This window comes from Flavobacterium ginsengiterrae (assembly GCF_039539785.1).
Classification (GTDB): Bacteria; Bacteroidota; Bacteroidia; order Flavobacteriales; family Flavobacteriaceae; genus Flavobacterium; species Flavobacterium ginsengiterrae.
In genome coordinates this window covers 322,987-343,322 of sequence record NZ_BAABDU010000004.1, presented here as the reverse complement: position 1 = coordinate 343,322, position 20,336 = coordinate 322,987, and the positions used below count along the sequence as shown (strand labels likewise).

Below are 20,336 nucleotides of genomic sequence, written 5' to 3'. Positions count from 1 at the left end.
TTCGTTTAATATTTGTGTAAAAATAAGTTTTCTTTTTATTTTTTATAGGTTTTTTAATGTTAAATATATTTTTTAACCGTCATTTTTAGACTTTATTTTTCTTAGCGATGTATATTTTAAGTCTATTTACCGCCTTCGAGAAAATCAAACTTGTTGAAAAGTATTAATGAAATTTTTTGTTCTTCACTAGTTTTTTTTAATGGCCTCTTTATCATTCAGTTTTTTTACAACCCACGGCAATGTAAGACCTTGCCCAATTAATGTTAATAAAACCACAGCCACAGAAATAAAGATTATAGCATTTCGTTCAGGAAACGGATTTCCATTTTCAAGAACTTTTGGAAGTCCAATTGCAATGGCAAGTGAAACAATACCGCGCATTCCGGACCAGCTTAAAATAATGCTGTTTTTGGTGTCGAGAAGTGCATGTTCGCTGACTTTTCTTTTTCCTCTAGTATTCTGAAAAGCTTTTTGGAGATTAATTTTCTGGAGAAATATCCTGACCATTCTAATTAAAAGTGCGACAATAGTGATAATGAAAGCATAACCAATGTAAGGAAGAATCATTTGATCGTCTATATCTTTTAATACATAACGGAAATTAAGTCCAATTAAAATAAAGATTAATCCGTTTAGGAGGAAAATAATAACATCCCAAAGGTTTCTGGAATTGTTTTTCAGGCTTTCGGGGAAAATTTTATTGCTGAATCTGGCAATAGATAATCCTAAAATAACAACCGCAATAACGCCCGAAACATGCAGATGTTCTGCAACTAGGTAAGCCACAAAAGGCATTAAAAGCATAAAACTAATTGTGACATTTACGTTTTTGTGGACTTTGGTTAATATGAAAGCGAGAATTTTTGCTATTACGAAACCCACTAAAAAACCGCCTCCTAATAAAAACATGAATTCTAAGGTGGCTTTCCAGATTATAAAAGAAGATCCCATAACGGCAGCGACGGCAAATCGGTAAGCGACAAGTGCCGAAGCATCATTAATGAGACTTTCGCCTTCTAAAATGGTTATCGTTTTATGTGATATTTTTAAACCTTTTGTAATGCTTATTGCCGCAACCGCATCTGTTGCAGAAAGTATGGCGCCTAGTACAAAGGCGAGAGGCCAGGTCATACCTGGAATTATGAAATACGCCACAACGGCTATTCCGGCAGCGGTCATGAATACCAGTGAAACGGCTAATGCTCCAATTGTATTTATATTGGTTTTAAAATCCTTTGGAGAAATATTAAAAGAAGCGTCATATAATAGTGGCGGCAGAAAAATCAGGAAAATAATTTCGGGATTAATTTCTATTTCGGTCATTGTTGGAATAAAACCAATAGCAACTCCAACAATCACTAAAAGAATAGGATAGGGTAGTTTTGATTTTTCAGCAAATGCAGAAAGACCTATAACAATTGCCAGAATGAAAATGATGATGGTGTAATTCTCCATTATTGTAAAAGCGAGTTTTTAAGAATGATTCGCCTAATTATAAAAATCAGTAATCGAAGTGTTTTCAAATAAATACTTTTTTGTTTTTGCCTTTGAAGTCTGAGATGTTGTAGGTTCGTCTTCCTTCATTGTATTGGTTTCGGTTTCTGTGATTTCTCCTTTTTCATAATCATAATAAAGTCCAGATCGACCACCAGCACCTCTAAAATATGTTTCCATGTAATAAAGTATAAAATCATTTTCAACATATTTAAATTTACTCAAAAATGTACCGCTGGGTCCGTAACTATATAGGTCAATTGTTAGTTCTCCGTTTTCGATATTGATACTTTCTGTATCATAAAGTTTAAAATCATGATCATTGTATTCAGCTGGCATTACAACATCTGAAAGTTTATCTAAATGATATGATTTGTCTTCGTTTTGCAAAAGAATCAGCATGGGTCTTTTTAAAGTATTGCCTTGTTTGTGTTTCAAAACAGCTGCAATATCAGCCAAACCGTCGTTATTTAAATCTCCCTCAGCCTCATATTGTACTTCGTAAATGTCAAGTTTGGGAAGGAAGTCTGCAATTTTATTTCCTCTCTTTGGAAATGTTACATCGGGTTCAACAGGATCGTTTTCTTCTATTTCTTCGTTCGTTTCTTCAATTTCCTGATGTGGAAGACTGTCTACAACCGTAGTATTGTTTTGGTTTGTTTGCTTCTTGTCGTTACAAGATTGAATTGCTATTGAAAGCAGTATGAATAAAATAAGTGAGATGCTTTTTTTCATTTGAATATGGATTCAGTCCGGAAACTTTTTTTTACTCTTAAAATTAGCGTTTTACAAATGTAATAGAATTCTTTACAAACTTAGAGAAGACTTATAATTCTTTAAAAATAGTAAATCATATATTTTCTTGTCATAACGATTGCTCTAGCCCTGATGGAAGCGGCATCCTTTTTCCTGCTTCTTTAACAGGAAAAAGATATAGCGTACAGCAGGAATCAGCTCCTAAATGACAGCTAAAGTATTGATATGCCATGGTTGTCAGGTTTTAAAAATGTCATGTTGGCAGATTTTTTTGGCATGCCAATAGCAAACTGACAATTTATATTGGTTTTTTATATTGGCATAATGATTGACTTATGCCACATGAGTTTAAAAATTAAATCAAAAATTAAATATATAAAAAATGGGTAAAATAATCGGAATTGACTTAGGTACGACGAACTCTTGTGTTTCTGTAATGGAAGGTAACGAAGCAGTTGTTATCCCTAACGCAGAAGGAAAAAGAACTACTCCTTCTATCATCGCTTTTGTTGAAGGTGGAGAGATTAAAGTAGGTGATCCTGCAAAAAGACAAGCAGTAACGAATCCTACAAAAACGATTGCTTCTATTAAACGTTTTATGGGACACACTTTTGCTGAAACTCAAGAAGAAGCGAAAAGAGTTCCTTACAGTGTTGTAAAAGGTGACAACAATACTCCACGTGTGGATATTGACGGTCGTTTATACACTGCTCAAGAATTGTCTGCTATGACACTTCAAAAAATGAAAAAAACTGCTGAAGACTATTTAGGTCAAACAGTAACTGAGGCAGTTATTACAGTTCCTGCTTACTTTAACGATGCGCAACGTCAAGCTACAAAAGAAGCTGGAGAAATCGCTGGTCTTAAAGTTATGCGTATCATCAACGAGCCAACTGCTGCTGCACTTGCTTACGGATTAGATAAAAAAGGAAATGATCAAAAAATTGCTGTTTACGATTTAGGTGGAGGTACTTTTGATATCTCTGTTCTTGAATTAGGAGATGGTGTATTTGAAGTATTATCTACAAATGGTGATACTCACTTAGGTGGTGATGATTTTGACCAAGTTATTATTGACTGGTTAGCTGACGAATTCAAATCTGAAGAAGGTATTGACTTACGTTTAGACCCAATGTCATTACAGCGTTTGAAAGAAGCTGCTGAGAAAGCTAAGATTGAATTATCTTCTTCTGCAGAAACTGAAATCAACTTACCTTACGTAACTGCTACTGCTTCTGGACCAAAACACTTAGTGAAAAAATTATCTAGAGCTAAATTTGAGCAATTATCTGACGCATTAGTAAAACGTTCTATGGAACCAGTTGCTAAAGCATTAAAAGATGCAGGTTTATCTACATCTGATATCGACGAAGTAATCCTTGTAGGAGGTTCTACTCGTATGCCAAGAATTGCTGACGAAGTTGAAAAATTCTTCGGTAAAAAAGCTTCTAAAGGTGTTAACCCTGATGAGGTTGTTGCTATTGGAGCTGCTATTCAAGGTGGAGTTTTATCTGGAGATGTAAAAGATGTATTGTTACTTGACGTAACACCTCTTTCTTTAGGTATCGAAACTATGGGTGGCGTATTGACTAAATTAATTGAGTCTAACACAACTATCCCAACTAAAAAATCTCAAGTATTCTCTACTGCTGCTGATTCTCAACCATCTGTTGAAATCCACGTATTACAAGGAGAAAGAGCAATGGCAGCTGATAACAAAACTATCGGTCGTTTCCACTTAGATGGTATTCCACCAGCACCAAGAGGAGTTCCTCAAATCGAAGTTACTTTCGATATTGATGCTAACGGTATCATCAAAGTTTCTGCAACTGACAAAGGAACTGGAAAATCTCACGATATTCGTATCGAAGCTTCTTCTGGTTTAACAGCTGAAGAAATCGAAAAAATGAAAAAAGACGCTGAAGCTAACGCTGATGCAGATAGAATCGCTAAAGAAAGAGCTGAGAAATTGAACGAAGCTGATAGTACTATCTTCCAAACTGAATCTCAATTGAAAGAATTAGGAGATAAATTAACAGACGATCAAAAAACAGCTATCGAGTACGCTTTAACTGAATTGAGAATGGCTCACCAATCTCAAGATCTTGACGCTATCCAAAAAGGATTAGACAACGTAAATGCAGCTTGGAAAACAGCTACAGAAGCAATGTATGCTCAAGGTGGTGACCAAGCAGGTCAGCAAGCTGCTCCACAACAAGAGCAGTCTGGAGACAATGTTGAAGACGTTGAATTTGAAGAAGTAAAATAATTCTTTAGTGCTAATTAATTAGTACAAAGTATTAAGATAGAAAACCGAGTCAGAAATGGCTCGGTTTTTTTATGTCCAATTGTTATGAATGCAAAGCCCCATTACAATGCGTCTATTTTAACGATTTTCACAAACTGACAATTGTCATTTCCTGTTCAAATTCTTTTTCGTAATATTACTATTGTAAATTTTTTTGAATGAGAAAGATCAAATACAAAAAGGGACGAAAGCTTCAGCATATTACATTAGAGTACACGGGAACACATAAAGAACATGAAACTGAGATGCAGCTTTTTGTGTATGACGATGCCGATGTTGTTGAATATGATAAATTTACAGTTCTGGCATTGAATTCCTGTTTTGATTATACAAAAAATAACTGGCTCAATATTCATGGCTTAAATGATATTAATTTAATAAAAACAATTGGTGCACATTTTAAGCTGGATGATTTCCTTTTAGCTGATATTTTGAATACAACCAAAAGAACAAAGCTTGAAGAACAGAAAGATGTTCTTTTCTTTAATATAAAATCACTTCTTCCTTCGGAATATTCAGATAATATAAGCGTTGAGCAAATAAGTTTTATTCTGAAAGACGGAATTTTAATCTCTTTTCAGGAAAAACGAAGTGACTTTTTTACACATATTCGTGAAAGGCTGCGTACACATGCGGGAATCGTTAGAACTAAGAGAGTAGATTATTTACTATATCTGCTTTTAGACGCTGTGATGGAGAATTTTTATATCACATTAGAAGATGAAGAAGATAAAGTCGAAGAATTGATTAATCTCACGAAGAAAGACGCTAAGCCCATTATCTTAGAAAAAATTGAGAATCACAGAGATAATTTAAACTTTTTAAAGCGTTCAATTGTACCGCTTAGAGATTCACTTTACTATTTGAAAACGAAGAAAGATGATGATGACGATAATGGCTTAATTCAGAAAGAAACATTCAATTTTTTTATTAGACTTCATCAAAAGAGTTTAGAGCTTTTAGAGCAGATAGAATCAGATATGAGCGCGCTGGAAAGCGCATCCAACTTTTATTTTTCGGAACAAAGCCGAAAAATGAACGAAATCATGAAAACACTGACTATTATTTCAGCCATATTTATTCCGCTTACTTTTATTGTTGGAGTTTACGGAATGAACTTTGAAAACATGCCGGAACTAAAAACACAAAACGGTTATTTTATCGTAATGGGAATCATGTTTTTGCTGGTAATAGCCTTAATCATTTATTTCAAGAAAAGACGCTGGTTTTAACGTTTGTTTGTCTTCGGGAAATTTGATTTTGTATAAATTTGTTATTTAGAATAAATATAAATAATTATGAGTAAAGCAATATATATTGCCACTAGTGATCATAATAGTGGTAAATCAATTATTACGCTGGGTTTAATGAGTATCTTAATTGGTAAAACAGCCAAAGTAGGGTATTTTAGACCTATAATTGAAGATTTTGTTGATGGCGAGGTAGATAATCATATTCAAACCGTTTTGTCGTATTTTAACCTTGATATTCATTTTGACGATGCTTACGCAATTACCAAAAGCAAACTCATCAAGAAAAAGAATAAAGGTAAAATTGGCGAAGTTCTTGATTTAATTATTGAGAAGTACAAAAGACTGGAAGAACGTTTTGATTTTGTATTGGTTGAAGGAACAAGTTTTACCGGAGAAGGAACTTCAATTGAATTAGACTTAAACGTTTTAATAGCTAAAAACCTTGGTATTCCTACTATAATTGTAGGTTCTGGTGTTGGAAAAACTTTAGAAGAGCTTTTAGACAGCTTGTATTTGGTATATGATTCTTTTAAAGTAAAAGAGGTTGAGGTTTTATCAGTCTTTGCTAATAAAGTACAGCCGGAAAATATTGAATTAGTTACAAAAAGCCTGAAAAAAAGTCTGCCTTCAAATGTATTGATCAATACTATTCCACTTATTTCAACTCTGAACAATCCAACGATGCAGGAAATTGTAAATGAGCTTGACGCAAAAGTTCTTTTTGGCGAAAATTATTTAAATAATGAAATTGGTCATTACAGCGTTGGAGCCATGCAGCTTCATAACTATTTGGTGCATTTAAATGACAACGCTTTGGTAATTACGCCTGGAGATCGTTCGGATATTATTTTAGGTGCTTTACAAGCGAATGAGTCGGCTAATTATCCAACCATTTCCGGAATTATCTTAACTGGAAATATTGTTCCTGAGGAAAGCATTTTAAAACTTATAGAAGGGCTTTCGGCAATTGTTCCTATTATTGCTGTTGATGGCGGAACTTATCATATAACCAATAAAATTGGATCGATAAAATCTCAAATTTACGCGAACAATACCCATAAAATTGAAACTTCGATTACAACATTCGAAAAATATGTTGATAACGATGCGCTGTCTGAAAAATTAATCACTTTTGAAGCAGAAGGTATGACGCCGAAAATGTTTCAATACAACATGGTTAAAAGGGCAAAGCAGCATAGAAAACACATTGTTCTTCCGGAAGGAAATGATGATAGAATTATTACAGCGGCTTCGAGATTACTGGATATGGATGTGGTTGATATTTCAATCATTGGAGATAAAAAACAAATTGAAAATAAAGTTGTTGAACTTGGAATTACTTTAGATTTTTCAAAAGTGAATATTATTAATCCTAAAGAATCAGAACTTTATGAAGATTATGCTAATACTTACTACGAGCTTAGAAAAGCTAAAAACGTAAGTATTACCATGGCAAGAGATTTAATGGAAGATGTTTCGTATTTTGGGACTATGATGGTTTATAAAGGCCATGCAGACGGAATGGTTTCTGGAGCAGCGCATACAACACAACATACAATTCTGCCAGCGTTACAATTCATTAAAACAAAACCGAATTCATCTGTAGTTTCATCAGTATTTTTTATGTGTTTAGAAGATAGGGTTTCTGTTTTTGGAGATTGTGCAATTAATCCAAATCCAACAGCAGAACAACTGGCAGAAATCGCGATTTCATCTGCAGAATCTAGTTTGGCTTTCGGAATCGAACCAAAAATAGCGATGCTTTCGTATTCATCAGGATCTTCGGGAAAAGGAGATGAAGTAGACAAAGTAAGAACAGCTACAGCTATTGTAAAAGAGAAAAGACCGGATTTAAAAATTGAAGGACCAATTCAGTACGATGCGGCGGTTGATTTAAGTGTTGGAAAAAGCAAAATGCCAGATTCTGAAGTAGCAGGGCAGGCAAGTGTATTAATTTTTCCTGACTTAAATACCGGAAACAATACTTACAAAGCCGTTCAAAGAGAAACCGGAGCTTTAGCCATTGGTCCAATGCTACAAGGCTTAAACAAACCAGTAAATGACTTAAGCCGAGGATGTACAGTTGATGATATTATCAATACAGTAGTAATTACGGCTATCCAGGCACAGGGAATGTAAATTCAATTAAAATTAAAAATCTAAAAGACTTAGCGTCTTAGTATCTCAGAAACTTAATAAAATGAAAATATTAATTATAAACTCAGGAAGTTCTTCAATTAAATATCAATTAATGGTTATGCCGACAAATGAAGTCATTTGTTCAGGAATGATTGACAGAATTGGCTTAGAAACTTCAAATATTACTTTTAAAACAGCTTCAAATTCATTTGAAGAAATACTGCCAGTCCCAACTCACAAAGTAGGATTACAAAAGGTAGCCGATATGCTTTTGGATCCTGAAACAGGTGTAATCAAAACGACTTCAGAAATTGCAGCAGTTGGACACAGGGTGGTTCACGGAGGAAGTTATTTTTCAAATACAACAGAAATTACCGAAGAAGTAAAAGAGAAAATTAAAGAACTATCAGAACTGGCACCGCTTCATAATCCGGCGCATTTGGTTGGAATTAATGTAGCAGAAGAAATTTTCTCTGAGGCAAAACAAGTAGCCGTTTTTGATACAGCATTTCACCAGACTATTCCGGTTGAAGCACACAAATATGCTATTCCAAATTTTCTTCTAACAGAACATAAAGTTCGTGTATATGGTTTCCACGGAACAAGTCATAAATACGTTTCAGAAAAAGCGATTAGTTATTTACAGAAAAATTCTAAAATAATTACCATTCACTTAGGTAATGGCTGCAGTATGACAGCAGTAAAAGACGGACAAAGTATAGATACCACAATGGGATTCTCGCCTGCAAACGGTTTGGTTATGGGAACCCGTGCAGGAGATATCGATCAGTCGGTTATTTTTTACATGGTTAAAAGCCTTGGGTACACGCCAGATGAAGTGAATTCTATACTGCTGAAACAAAGCGGTATGCTTGGATTAACAGGTTACAGCGATTTAAGAGATATTGAAGCAAAAGCGCAGGAAGGGAACAAAGATTGTCAGCTGGCTTTATTAATGAATGCTTACAGAATCAGGAAAACAATTGGTGCCTATGCTGCGGCTTTAAACGGATTAGATGCCATAGTTTTTACGGCTGGTATTGGCGAAAATTCCTCATTTATGCGTAATTTAATCTGTGCCGATATGGATTATTTTGGGATTGAAATTGATACATCAAAAAATCAAATCCGTTCTAAAGAATTAAGAGAAATCAATTCAGAAAATTCAATTGTAAAAGTTTTGGTTGTTCCTACAGATGAAGAATATGAAATTGCAAATCAGGTTTATCATTTATTAGAAGTATAATTTCTTAAAACATATTCAAACCAATGGCAAAAATCATTGCAGTTGTATTATTTTCGATATTTCTTTTTCTTTCATTAGTTCATTTTTATTGGGCTTTTGGAGGAAAATGGGGAACTGAAGGTGTTTATCCAACTCCGGATTCACAGACTCCACCCAAAAATCCCGGAATAATATCAACATTGATTGTTGCCATTGTGTTATTTACTTTTGCTCTTTTTTATTTAATAAAAGTTAGCATCATTTTATTTGAATTACCTTTTTGGATTCAAAAATACGGTCTTTGGATTTTAACCTCAATATTTGCTGTAAGAGCAATAGGAGATTTTAAATATCTTGGCTTTTTCAAAAAAATAAAAAACACCAAATTTGGGCAGAATGACACTAAATATTTTGCTCCATTGTGTTTGGTGATAAGTATTCTAACTTTTTTTATTATAGTGTCAAACTAAATGACTTCTAGTTTTTTAAAATAGAAAATTAAATATTTGTGAGTATCTTTGGATTTAAATCCGAATATCTTGAAATCGATACTTTTAAAATCAGTTTTCTTCTTTTTCATTGCTTTTCAAATTCAAGCACAAGAATTACTTCCTTTCGTAGAAAATTACAATAAATCAGACTATCAGGGTGACAATCAAATCTGGAATGTTGCTCAGGGTAAAGATAAGGCCATGTATTTTGCCAATAACCATTATTTATTGCGTTATGACGGCGTCGTCTGGGAAAAATATTCTCTGCCAAATAAAACCATTATCCGTTCGATATTAATCGAAGGCGACCGAATTTATTCTGGCTCTTATAAAGAATTTGGTTATTGGTATCGAAAAAATGGAAAAATGCATTATGTTTCAATCACCAAAAAATTGAGACTGTTTGATGAAAAAGATAACGAAGAAATCTGGAAAATTTTTAGATTCAAGGGTTCGCTGTATTTTCAATCTTTTAATGATGTGTTTATTTACAACGGAAAACATATTCAAAAAATAAAGTTTCCGTTTTTAATTTCGTATTGTTTTGTAGTAGACAATCATGTCTATGCGGCATCTGTAGATAAAGGACTTTTTAGAATGGACGGTTCTAAAATTTCAAACCCCAAAGGCTGGGATATTCTCAAAAATACAGTTGTGCATGCCATTGAAAAGTATAAAAATCAAACTTATATTTTTACCCAAAAAAAGGGAATTTTCATAGTCGAAAAAAATGGTCTAAGACCATGGGAAAATCCTTTAAATGAAACTCTCAAATCAAATGGAATCAATGTAGCAAAATTTATTAAAAATAATAAGCTCGTTGTGGGAACAGGAAATAAGGGAGTTTTTATTTATGATTTTAATACTAATACTTATAAAAATATTGATCGAAACAATGTTTTAATGAACAATTCGGTTTTAAGCATTGGTTTTGATAAAGAAGAAGATTTATGGCTTGGACTCGATAACGGAATTGCTCATGTTGAGGTAAATTCACCAATTTCATTTTTTTATGATAATTCAGGAATTTTAGGATCAGTTTATTCTGTTGCGACAATAGATAAAGGATATTTAATTGCTTCAAATCATGGAATCTTTGAATTTGATTCTGGTAATTTTAAAATGATGCCTGGTACACAAGGCCAAGGATGGAATATTACCAAAATAGGAGAGAAGTACGTTATAGGTCATAATGACGGAACATTTTGTTATGAAAATGGTGTTTTGACTAAAACTAACAATGTTAGCGGAGGTTGGAATTTATCTAAAAGTATGATAAATGAAACGTATTTTCAATCAACTTACAGTGGCGTTTTGGTATATAATGATGATTCAAATCTAAAGCAGAGTATTAAAATTAATGATCTCACTAAACCCATAAAGTATGTTGCACAAAATAAGAAAAATGAAATTTGGGCAGCTGATAATTATCGCGGTTTATATCGAGTGCTTTTTGATGACAACTTTAAAACCAAAAAAGTTGAAAATATTACACAGCAAAGTAAAATTACAAATGATTTTGGAGTAAAGGTTTTTGAATTTAGAAATGAAATACTTTTTTTAATTAATAATGTCTGGTACACTTTTAATTCGATTTCTAACAAATTAGAAGAAAATGAATTGTTTAATACCAATTTTAAAAATATTACCGATGTTGTAGCTATTGATAAAGATCATTTCATTGTACTTCAGGATGGAATTTTATATCACATATATTCGCACGACAATAAGTTTGTCTGGAATATGATTCAGGAAAAATATTATAAAGGGAAGCTGATTAATGAAAATTTGAGAATTTTTAGAAGTCACAACCATTATTTGATGAATCTTGATGATGGGTTTATTTCACTTCAGCTGGGTTATGAAAACGAACAAAATAAAGGAGTAAAAGTTGAAGCTTACAATGAAGGCGAATTATTACCAAATGATGGAAAAATAAAACACAACACAGAACTTCGTGTAAACGTTATCTCGGGGATTTACGGGGCCAGCAAGCCTAATTTATTTTATCAAATTAATAAAGGAAAAAACTACATTCCTATTTCAAACGGTTCAGTTGTTTTAAATAATTTAAGCAGCGGATCGCATTCTGTTGTAATCTTTAAAAATGACGGAGCTAATTATGATAAAGTTTCCAGTTTTGATTTTAGAGTTGCACAGCCTTGGTATTTTTCATTTTGGATGATTTTCCTTTATTTTTCAGTAATTGGTGCAGTGCTGTTTTTCTATTATAAATGGAACAAGCTTCGTTACACCCAAAAATTAAAACTTCAGGCTGAAGAATTGAAACATCAGCGCGAAATTCTGGAAATGGAATTGAAAAAAGAAAATGAGTTAAATGTTCAGGAATATGAAAAACATATTCTAGAACTCGAACTTCAGAGTAAATCATCAGAAGTTGCCGGAAAATCATTATCTATAGCCAAACAAAGTGAAATGATTGAGAATATTCAAAACATTCTTAATTCTGAAAAGGATTTCAATAAACTCAAAAGCGAAATCAAAAAAGCAATTAAAATAAACGAAGTAAATAAACACGAATGGGAAATATTTGAAACAAATCTGAATCAAATACATAATGAGTTTATTATTAATCTTTCTAAAAAATACCCTCACTTAACTCCTAAGGACATAAAACTTTGTGTTTACCTTAAAATGAACCTTTCTTCTAAAGAAATTGCCCCTATGATGAATATTTCTTTTAGAGGCGTAGAATTGCATAGATACCGCCTTAGAAAGAAATTAAATCTTACTCAGGACGATAACCTATCAAAGTTTTTATTAAGTCTATAAGATTTGATTTTGTTTTTTACGGAATTTATATTTTTTACCATCAATTTTTACATAATTGTAACACATCATTACTACATCATAACGTTGTGTTAAAGGAATTTATTTAACATTTAATGTATTGATATTCATTAATGTATAGTAAAAAATTAACACAATGATGTAGTTGTGTTGTAGTGGTATTTGATGTACTACAACGTTGTAATTGCTTAATTTGGCTCTACTAACTTAAACGATTACAAACTGTATGAAAAATTTTATTTTTAGCTTATTTGTGCTCTTATTGCTTCCAGCATATATGTCTGGACAGGCACAAGCGATTAAAGGAAAAGTAGTTGACAGCAGTGGAATGGGAATTCCGGGAGCAATTATTGCTTCATCTGATGCCAGAGCTACAGCCGACGCAGATTTCGACGGAAACTTTACAATTAATGCAAAACCAGGAGACATTTTAAAAGTTTCTATGTTAGGCTTTGATGCAGTTTCTGTACCGGCAACTGCCGCACCAATGACTATTACTTTAAAAGAAGCGGGTGATACTGCTTTAAAAGAGGTTGTAGTAATTGGATACGGAACGAGAAAGAAAGTGGATAACACCACAGCAATATCTTCAATTAAATCAGAAGAAATTACGAAAACAAAAGTTTTGAATGCCTCTCAAGCAATTCAAGGTAAAGCTGCAGGTGTTCAGGTGGTTTCTTCAGATGTTCCAGGAAGCACTCCATCTGTTGTTATTAGAGGTTTGGGTACCGCTTTGGGAGGAAGAAATCCTCTTTATATCGTTGATGGTATGCAAACGGAAAACATCAATAATATTAATACAAATGACATTACTTCTTACGAAGTTTTAAAAGATGCATCTGCACTTGCTATTTATGGTACCAGAGCAGCAAATGGGGTTATTATTATTACCACAAAAAAAGGTAAAAGTGGAGCGGTATCTGTTGAAATAGAAAGTTTTGCAGGATTTAGACAGCCATTACAGAAAGTAAAAATGGCAGGAAGTAATAAGTTTTCTTATTATACCAACTCTGCTTTACAGTCAACAACTTATTCACAAGATCAGCCAGTAAATACTGATTGGTTTGATGCTATTACAAGAACGGGGTCTTATACACAAAATAATATTTCTGTTTCAGGAGGTAGTGAAAATATTAAATATTTTTTTAGTTTAGGAAATTATGAAGAGAAAGGAGTTTTAAATGGTTTAGATTACGGTCGTACCACATTTAGAAATAATAATGAATATAAGATTTCTAAAAAACTTACTTTAAACCAAAATTTTAGTTTTACTTCTACAAATTCAACTCCAAAACCTTTAAGTGCTTTTACTACAGCTTACAAGCAATCTTCAATTGTTCCAGTACGTTTTGCAAATGGCCAATACGGAGTAGCAAGAGTTGGAGAAAATGGTTTTGCAAGTACAACTGGTACTGCTATTAATAATGTCGGAAATCCTGTTGCTCAACTAGATCTTTTTGATGAACAACAGAGAAGTGTTACATTACAAGGAGGTCTAAAATTAGATTATGAAATTTTACCTTCTTTAAAGTTTACTTCACAGTTTAATGGAGAGTATTATACTTGGAAACAATACAATTTTTCAGATTCTGAAAGTATTTGGTTAGCTGCTAATCCAGATAAAACAGCTGCTGATTATGATCAAAGAGTAGATAATGAAAAAATACCATACAATTTATTAACAAAAGGAAGAGAAGAATATTTTAATTGGAATTTATCAAATTATTTAACCTTTAATAAAGTATTTAGTAAAATTCATGATGTTGAATTAACTGCTGGTATTGAAACATCGGTAAGAGGTCCTAGACAAAAGCTGACTATTATTAGAAAAAATGCAAATACAGATTCTAATTACTGGTCATTAAAAGATGTAGATTATGTTGCCAATGTGACTAGTTATAAAGACGAAGTATTTAATGAAACAAAATTAGCCTCTTATTTTGGCCGTTTTCAATATAAGTTAATGGACAAATATCTTTTAACAGGTACAATCAGACGAGACGGTTCTTCAAATTTTGCAAGTGACTATCGTTGGGGAACTTTTCCAGCTTTCGGTGCGGGATGGGTTATTAGTAAAGAAAATTTTATGGCCGACGTAAAAGCAATAAACTTATTAAAATTAAGAGGAGGTTGGGGTAAATTAGGTAATCAAAACGTACCTCTTAACAGACAAGGATATGCTTCTGGACTGACTTCATATTTAGGAGGATCTATCTTGTACGAAGGGACAACAATTAGCTCTCAAATTGACCCAAGTTTGTCATGGGAGGTTACAGAAGAGACTTCTGTAGGATTAGATTTTGAATTGTTAGATAATAGATTGAAAGGAACTTTTGATTTATATAATAAAAACACAAACAACGTTATTTTAAACGTAATGCCATATATGGCTTCTGGTATTACTACTGCTTCGCCTGCTCATGTTGGAGAAGTTTCTAACAAAGGATATGAAATTTCGCTTCGTTGGGATGATAAAATCAATGATAATTTATCTTACTGGATTGGTGGTAACTTTTCAAATAACAAAAACGAACTTACAGGTTTAAAAAATGTTGTTCTTTCTCCTATTGAAGGTGGAAGTTTAGGAAATGGTCAAATTACTAAATTTCTAGATAACTCATCAATTGGACAACCATTAGGAAGTTTCTTTTTATATGAATACGCTGGTTTTGACGCGGACAATGGAAAAATGCTTTATTATAAGGCAGATGGCACAAAAGTAACTCAAGATGCTTTAGCTGTTGCAGACAAAAAATATGTAGGTTCAATTCTGCCAAAATCTAATTACGGCGTTACACTTGGAGTTAATTATAAAAACTTCGATTTCTCGGTAGATGGATATGGTACGTCAGGAGCCAAAGTTTACAATGGTAAAAAAGCACAACGTTTTGGAGGTGAAAATATTGAAAATTCAGTTGCAACCGATTTCTGGACACCAAATAATAAGACAGCTTCTAATCCTGGTGCTTTTAATTCAACGCCTATTGCTTCTACATTTTATTTAGAATCGGGTGATTTTTTTAGAATTAATAATATTACGTTAGGTTACAAGCTTCCTTTAGAAGAAAATAGTTTTATCAGCTATTGTAGATTATATGTAAATGCGATTAACCCATTTATTACTCAAAAATTCTCAGGATTTTCACCAGAATTAAATGGAGATGGGAATCCATATGGTACCCAAGGTGTTGAGCTAGATGCTTATCCAACTTTAAGATCATTTGTTATTGGTGCTAATTTAAAATTTTAATAGTATGAAAAAGTTATATATATCAATCTTTGTATTAACAGCATTTTTCTTTGTAGGCTGTGCAGATGATTATTTAGATGTAGACCAAACAGAGTCTATTTCTACCGGTGACATTGAATTATTTAATAATGACGCTGGTGCGACAACATTTGTTACCGCTATTTACAGTAAGTTTTTGGATTGGGACATGACATCTTTTGGATGGATTGGATTAACTAGTATTACCTCAGATGATGCAGATAAAGGATCAACGCCAAGTGATTTAGGTACTGATAAAGATGTATTGGACGCTTTAACTTATAATGCGTCAAATATATCAGTAAGAGACAATTTTAAAGCATATTATGCTGGAATTAACAGATGTAATCAAGCTTTAAATATTATTCCTCAACTAAATAAAGCAAACGCTGGTTTAAGAGAGAGATTAATAGGTGAAGCCAAATTTATGAGAGCTTTTATGCATTTTACTTTGGTAAAACTGTATGGTGGAGTACCAATTGTTGATCACCTGCCAAATCCGTCATCTGCAGAAGATAATGCAATGTTACTTACACGTAAACCGGTTGCAGAGGTTTATTCCTTTATAGAAAAAGATTTAGCAGACGCTATAGCAGCTTTACCATTAAAGTCAGCATATTCGGCTGATGAGAAAGCCCGAGTATCAAAAGGTTCTGCCTATGCACTTTTGGCTAAAGTAAATTTATATCAAAAAAACTGGCAAAAAGTGGTAGATAATTGTAATCTAGTTACAGGTTATAGCCTAGTTCCTGATTATGCCACAATGTTTAGATTAGAAGGAGAAAATGGACCAGAATCTATATTTGAAATTAACGGTGTAGGTTCTGTTCCGGCAAAAGGTATTAGACAATTTTCACAAGTTCAGGCACCGCAAGGAACTGGCGGATGGGGATGGGGTTTTAATACACCATCACAAAGTTTGCTTAATGCCTATGAGCCTGGTGATGTTAGAAAAGCGGCAACAATTATTTTCAGAGGCCAAACTTTATATGATGGAAAATTAGTTCCCACAACAGTAGGAAATGAAAGATATAGTTATAAAGCGTATTCGTCAAACTATAGCGGAGCAGATGATAGTGATGCTAACGTTATTTTCTTAAGATATGCAGAGGTTCTTTTAATGAAAGCGGAAGCATTAAACGAGTTGGGACAAACAAGCGAGGCTATTCCATTGTTAAACCAAATTAGAAACAGAGCAGGATTAGCAAATACAACTTTTACGTCACAAGATGATATTAGAAAGGCTATTTGGAGAGAAAGAAGAGTTGAATTGGCTTTTGAATTTGATAGATTTTTTGACTTAGTGAGAACAGGTCAGGCAAAAGCAGCTTTTGAGGTAGACGGTAAAGTGTTTACTGAAGGAAAAAACGAGTTGTTCCCAATTCCTGAATCATTCTTAAATGAAGCAAAAGGTTTATCTTCTCAAAATCCTGGTTACTAATCTTTAATAATAATTAAAATGAAAACAAATAAATCTATTTTATTACTTTCTTTTGTTTTGGCTTCATCATTTTTGATTAGCTGCGAGGATAGTATTGATAAAGTAAATAGCCCAATTCCATATGAGTCAATCGGCGGATATGAAAGTTCTGATGAAGTTGCAGCTTCACACTTAGTTTCTAAATTTAGTTTTGATGGAAATTTAGAAGATAGTAAAAACAATATTGCAGGCCTAGAAGGTATGAATATCTCATATGCTGATGGTATTAAAGGGAGTGCTTATCAGGGTTCAAGTTCTGTTAGTCGATATGCTGTAGGAAATGCAACTTCGAAAATTACGTCTTTAAATGATTATACAATTTCATTTTGGATGAATACTGCTAACACAGTAGCAGCCGGAGAAAGTCCCGGGCAGGGAAAAGGAGCACAAGGTATTTTTTCAATTGTTAGACCAACTGAGTTTTGGGGCGCTATTAATTTATTTTTAGAAAATCCTGATAGTGCATTTCCAAACAGATTAAGATTAAAACTTTCGGTTGAAAATGGAAGAGAGGGAGTTGTTTGGAGATCACAAAGTATTATCATGAATATTGATCAAGGTATAAACACTTGGGTACATGTAGTTTTAGCGTATGATTCTAAAGCAAGCACTATTTCTTGTTATACAAATGGCGCTGCAAGTACAAATTTAAGTGGTAATACTTTGTGGTATGCCAATGATCCTGGAGGTGCCAATAATCCAAATAATGCACCTAAATATGGAGTGTTTGAAATGACTGGTACAAATGGTAAAGTTGTTTTTGGAAATCATCAGTTCGAAACTACTCCTCCATTAAATAATGGTTCTCAACAAGATTGGGCAACAAGTTATGCAGGATTAATGGATGAATTTAGAATTTATGATGCAGCACTTACAGACAACGAAGTTACGGCTCTTTATAAATTAGAAAAAGATAAGAGATAAAGTTTTTAAACATACACCTGAATTGTATTTCAGGTGTATGTTTTAGTTAATAATTATTAGTAAGAGATAAAATGAAGTTAGGTTTATATATTTTAATGTTTTTAAGCGCTGTTAGCTCTTGTTCTTCATCTTCTCCAGAAGGAGGAAGTAATGGAGGAACCCCATTGCCGACTAATCCGGTAACACCAACCACACCATTGACTGATATTGAGGCGATGGATCAGGTTCAAAAAGATGCAATTAAATATTTTTGGGAATATGCAGAGTCTAATTCAAAATTAGGAAGAGAGCGTTATCATACAGATCAACCTGAATTTGAAGCCAATAAAGTAGCTGTTGGAGGTTCTGGTTTTGGATTAATGTCACTGATTGTTGGAATAGAAAGAGGTTTTATACCAAGAGAAGAAGCTGTCAATCGAATGACTACATCTATGAACTTTCTTGCAAAAGCAGATCGTTTTCATGGAGCATGGTCACATTGGATAGATGGAAATACAGGAAAAGCTATCACTTTTGGAAATAAGGATGATGGTGGAGATATTGTAGAAACGGCTTTTTTATGTCAAGGCTTAATTGCTGTCAGAGAATATTTTAAAAATGGTAACGCCAATGAAAAAGCATTATCTGTAAAAGCTGATGAATTGTGGAAAGGAGTAGAATGGAGCTGGTACACAAACGGTGAAAACGCAATGTATTGGCATTGGTCTCCCACTTATAATTGGGAAATGAAATTCAAATTAGAAGGATATAATGAGTGTTTGATTGCTTATATTCTAGGAGCATCTTCATCAACTTATCCAATTCCTGCGGCTGCTTATCATGAAGGATGGACCCGAAACGGAAATATTACAACTTCAAAAACACAATATGGAATTCCGTTAATATTCAAATACAATACTGTTAGCGGAAATGTTGGACCATTGTTTTGGGCACAATATTCATATCTGGGATTAGATCCTTCTCAATTATCTGATAAATACGCAAATTACTGGGACTTAACTCAAAATCAGGCTAAAATTGTTAATAAATATTGTATTGATAATCCTAAAAAGTGGAAAGGATATTCTGAAAAATGCTGGGGTTTAACTGCTAGCTATTCTAGAAATCCTGATGGAACAATAGGGTATTCTGCTCATGATACTGACAATGATTTGGGCGTAATTACACCAACGGCAGCATTATCATCTTTTCCATATACACCAAAAGAAAGTATGGAGTTTTTGCACTTTTTATATGACGAAAATAAAAATACTTACATTGGAATTGCAGGTCCCTATGACGCTTTTTCACCTCATTATAATTGGGTTGCACCTCGTTATTTGGGAATAGATCAGGGAACTATAGCTCCAATGATCGAAAATTACCGTACGGGATTATTGTGGAAATTATTCATGAATGCACCAGAAGTAAAACAAGGATTAACAAAACTTGGATTTAAATCCGGAAAATACGGAATTTAAGAAGCAGTATGAAATATAAATTATTCCTTCTATCTCTTTTGTTTTCAGTTTTTGGCTTTAGCCAAAGTGAAACAACCGGAAAAATTAATACAGTGATAATGGCAAAGTATGAACTTGGTTATGTTTTGCATAAGCCAGCGAATACAAAAGATAAAAAGCCTTTAATAGTGTTTATTTCCGGAGATGGAGAAAAGGGAACGGATATCGAAAAGGTAAAAATCAACGGTCCTTTAAAATATCTAAAAACGCATCAGTTAGATGCTTATGTTCTGGCACCGCAATGCAAAGAAGACGAAAATTGGGATATAGAATCGATTTATCAGCTGATTCAAAAAATTCAGAAAGAAAATAAAATTGATCCCGACAGAATATATGTTACTGGTTTGAGCTCAGGAGGCTGGGCATCATGGAATTTGGCTTTTGCACATCCGGATCTATTTGCCACAAACGTACCTGTAGCCGGTTTTGTAGATTTAATTCAGTTAGAACACGCTTGTGAAATAGCCAATATTCCAACCAGAATTTACCACGGATTGTTAGATGATGTAGTAAATGTGAATTATGCAATCACAATTTATAAAGAATTGAAGAAATGTAATGCCAAAGATGTAAAGCTCACCATTTTTGATGATGCAAATCACGACAGCTGGACAAGGGTTTATGATAACACAGCAATTTATGACTGGATGTTTCAGCAGAAAAAAACAAATACAAACAAATAAATAAA

The 20,336-nt window shown here is 33.3% G+C and carries 14 protein-coding genes; 11 read left to right on the top strand and 3 right to left on the bottom strand.

From position 1 onward, the window contains the following. Positions 1–186 precede the first annotated feature (186 nt). The 3 genes from ABD859_RS11955 to ABD859_RS11945 all read right to left on the bottom strand — a co-directional run bounded on the left by ABD859_RS11955 (position 187) and on the right by ABD859_RS11945 (position 2,482). Entirely contained in the window at positions 187–1,455 is a 1,269-nt protein-coding gene (locus ABD859_RS11955; RefSeq protein WP_345144552.1) for a Na+/H+ antiporter, read from the bottom strand. A gap of 33 nt (positions 1,456–1,488) precedes the next feature. Beyond that, entirely contained in the window at positions 1,489–2,229 is a 741-nt protein-coding gene (locus ABD859_RS11950) for a hypothetical protein (protein ID WP_345144550.1), read from the bottom strand. A 130-nt stretch (positions 2,230–2,359) separates the two neighbouring features. Continuing rightward, a complete protein-coding gene (locus ABD859_RS11945; protein WP_345144548.1) occupies positions 2,360–2,482 on the bottom strand; it encodes a hypothetical protein in 123 nt (40 codons plus the stop codon). Positions 2,483–2,632: 150 nt separating this feature from the next. Between ABD859_RS11945 and dnaK the strand changes: the two genes are divergently transcribed. The 11 genes from dnaK to ABD859_RS11890 all read left to right on the top strand — a co-directional run bounded on the left by dnaK (position 2,633) and on the right by ABD859_RS11890 (position 20,331). Next, positions 2,633–4,519 carry a molecular chaperone DnaK gene (dnaK, locus tag ABD859_RS11940; RefSeq protein WP_345144546.1) on the top strand — a complete coding sequence of 629 codons (1,887 nt, stop codon included), beginning with the start codon at positions 2,633–2,635 and terminating at the stop codon, positions 4,517–4,519. Between the two features lie 197 nt (positions 4,520–4,716). Further along, positions 4,717–5,790, top strand: coding sequence for a magnesium/cobalt transporter CorA (corA, locus tag ABD859_RS11935; RefSeq protein WP_345144544.1), 1,074 nt, complete (start codon positions 4,717–4,719; stop codon positions 5,788–5,790). A 66-nt stretch (positions 5,791–5,856) separates the two neighbouring features. Further along, positions 5,857–7,950: a phosphate acetyltransferase gene (pta, locus tag ABD859_RS11930; RefSeq protein WP_345144543.1), complete on the top strand. Its 2,094-nt coding sequence runs from the start codon at positions 5,857–5,859 to the stop codon at positions 7,948–7,950. Between the two features lie 61 nt (positions 7,951–8,011). Next, complete coding sequence (locus tag ABD859_RS11925) at positions 8,012–9,196, top strand: acetate/propionate family kinase (RefSeq protein ID WP_345144541.1); 1,185 nt, start codon at positions 8,012–8,014, stop codon at positions 9,194–9,196. 23 nt (positions 9,197–9,219) lie between these two features. Further along, positions 9,220–9,645, top strand: coding sequence for a DUF3995 domain-containing protein (locus ABD859_RS11920; protein WP_345144539.1), 426 nt, complete (start codon positions 9,220–9,222; stop codon positions 9,643–9,645). Between the two features lie 69 nt (positions 9,646–9,714). Beyond that, the gene (locus ABD859_RS11915) at positions 9,715–12,459 is read left to right on the top strand and encodes a helix-turn-helix and ligand-binding sensor domain-containing protein (RefSeq protein ID WP_345144537.1); all 2,745 of its coding nucleotides are present in this window, start codon (positions 9,715–9,717) and stop codon (positions 12,457–12,459) included. A gap of 244 nt (positions 12,460–12,703) precedes the next feature. Further along, the gene (locus ABD859_RS11910; protein ID WP_345144535.1) at positions 12,704–15,727 is read left to right on the top strand and encodes a SusC/RagA family TonB-linked outer membrane protein; all 3,024 of its coding nucleotides are present in this window, start codon (positions 12,704–12,706) and stop codon (positions 15,725–15,727) included. Positions 15,728–15,731: 4 nt separating this feature from the next. After that, positions 15,732–17,186, top strand: a complete 1,455-nt coding sequence (locus ABD859_RS11905) for a RagB/SusD family nutrient uptake outer membrane protein (RefSeq protein ID WP_345144532.1) — start codon at positions 15,732–15,734, stop codon at positions 17,184–17,186. An 18-nt stretch (positions 17,187–17,204) separates the two neighbouring features. Beyond that, a complete protein-coding gene (locus tag ABD859_RS11900) occupies positions 17,205–18,149 on the top strand; it encodes a LamG domain-containing protein (RefSeq protein WP_345144530.1) in 945 nt (314 codons plus the stop codon). Between the two features lie 71 nt (positions 18,150–18,220). Beyond that, positions 18,221–19,609 carry a glucoamylase family protein gene (locus tag ABD859_RS11895; RefSeq protein WP_345144529.1) on the top strand — a complete coding sequence of 463 codons (1,389 nt, stop codon included), beginning with the start codon at positions 18,221–18,223 and terminating at the stop codon, positions 19,607–19,609. Between the two features lie 98 nt (positions 19,610–19,707). Further along, positions 19,708–20,331: a carboxylesterase family protein gene (locus ABD859_RS11890; RefSeq protein WP_345144527.1), complete on the top strand. Its 624-nt coding sequence runs from the start codon at positions 19,708–19,710 to the stop codon at positions 20,329–20,331. The last annotated feature ends 5 nt before the right edge of the window (positions 20,332–20,336 follow it).

Coding starts and splice junctions, on each gene's coding strand:
- ABD859_RS11955 (WP_345144552.1), bottom strand. CDS start 1,455: ATGGAGAATTACACCATCATCATTTTCATTCTGGCAATTGTTATAGGT.
- ABD859_RS11950 (WP_345144550.1), bottom strand. CDS start 2,229: ATGAAAAAAAGCATCTCACTTATTTTATTCATACTGCTTTCAATAGCA.
- ABD859_RS11945 (WP_345144548.1), bottom strand. CDS start 2,482: ATGGCATATCAATACTTTAGCTGTCATTTAGGAGCTGATTCCTGCTGT.
- dnaK (WP_345144546.1), top strand. CDS start 2,633: ATGGGTAAAATAATCGGAATTGACTTAGGTACGACGAACTCTTGTGTT.
- corA (WP_345144544.1), top strand. CDS start 4,717: ATGAGAAAGATCAAATACAAAAAGGGACGAAAGCTTCAGCATATTACA.
- pta (WP_345144543.1), top strand. CDS start 5,857: ATGAGTAAAGCAATATATATTGCCACTAGTGATCATAATAGTGGTAAA.
- ABD859_RS11925 (WP_345144541.1), top strand. CDS start 8,012: ATGAAAATATTAATTATAAACTCAGGAAGTTCTTCAATTAAATATCAA.
- ABD859_RS11920 (WP_345144539.1), top strand. CDS start 9,220: ATGGCAAAAATCATTGCAGTTGTATTATTTTCGATATTTCTTTTTCTT.
- ABD859_RS11910 (WP_345144535.1), top strand. CDS start 12,704: ATGAAAAATTTTATTTTTAGCTTATTTGTGCTCTTATTGCTTCCAGCA.
- ABD859_RS11905 (WP_345144532.1), top strand. CDS start 15,732: ATGAAAAAGTTATATATATCAATCTTTGTATTAACAGCATTTTTCTTT.
- ABD859_RS11900 (WP_345144530.1), top strand. CDS start 17,205: ATGAAAACAAATAAATCTATTTTATTACTTTCTTTTGTTTTGGCTTCA.
- ABD859_RS11895 (WP_345144529.1), top strand. CDS start 18,221: ATGAAGTTAGGTTTATATATTTTAATGTTTTTAAGCGCTGTTAGCTCT.
- ABD859_RS11890 (WP_345144527.1), top strand. CDS start 19,708: ATGGCAAAGTATGAACTTGGTTATGTTTTGCATAAGCCAGCGAATACA.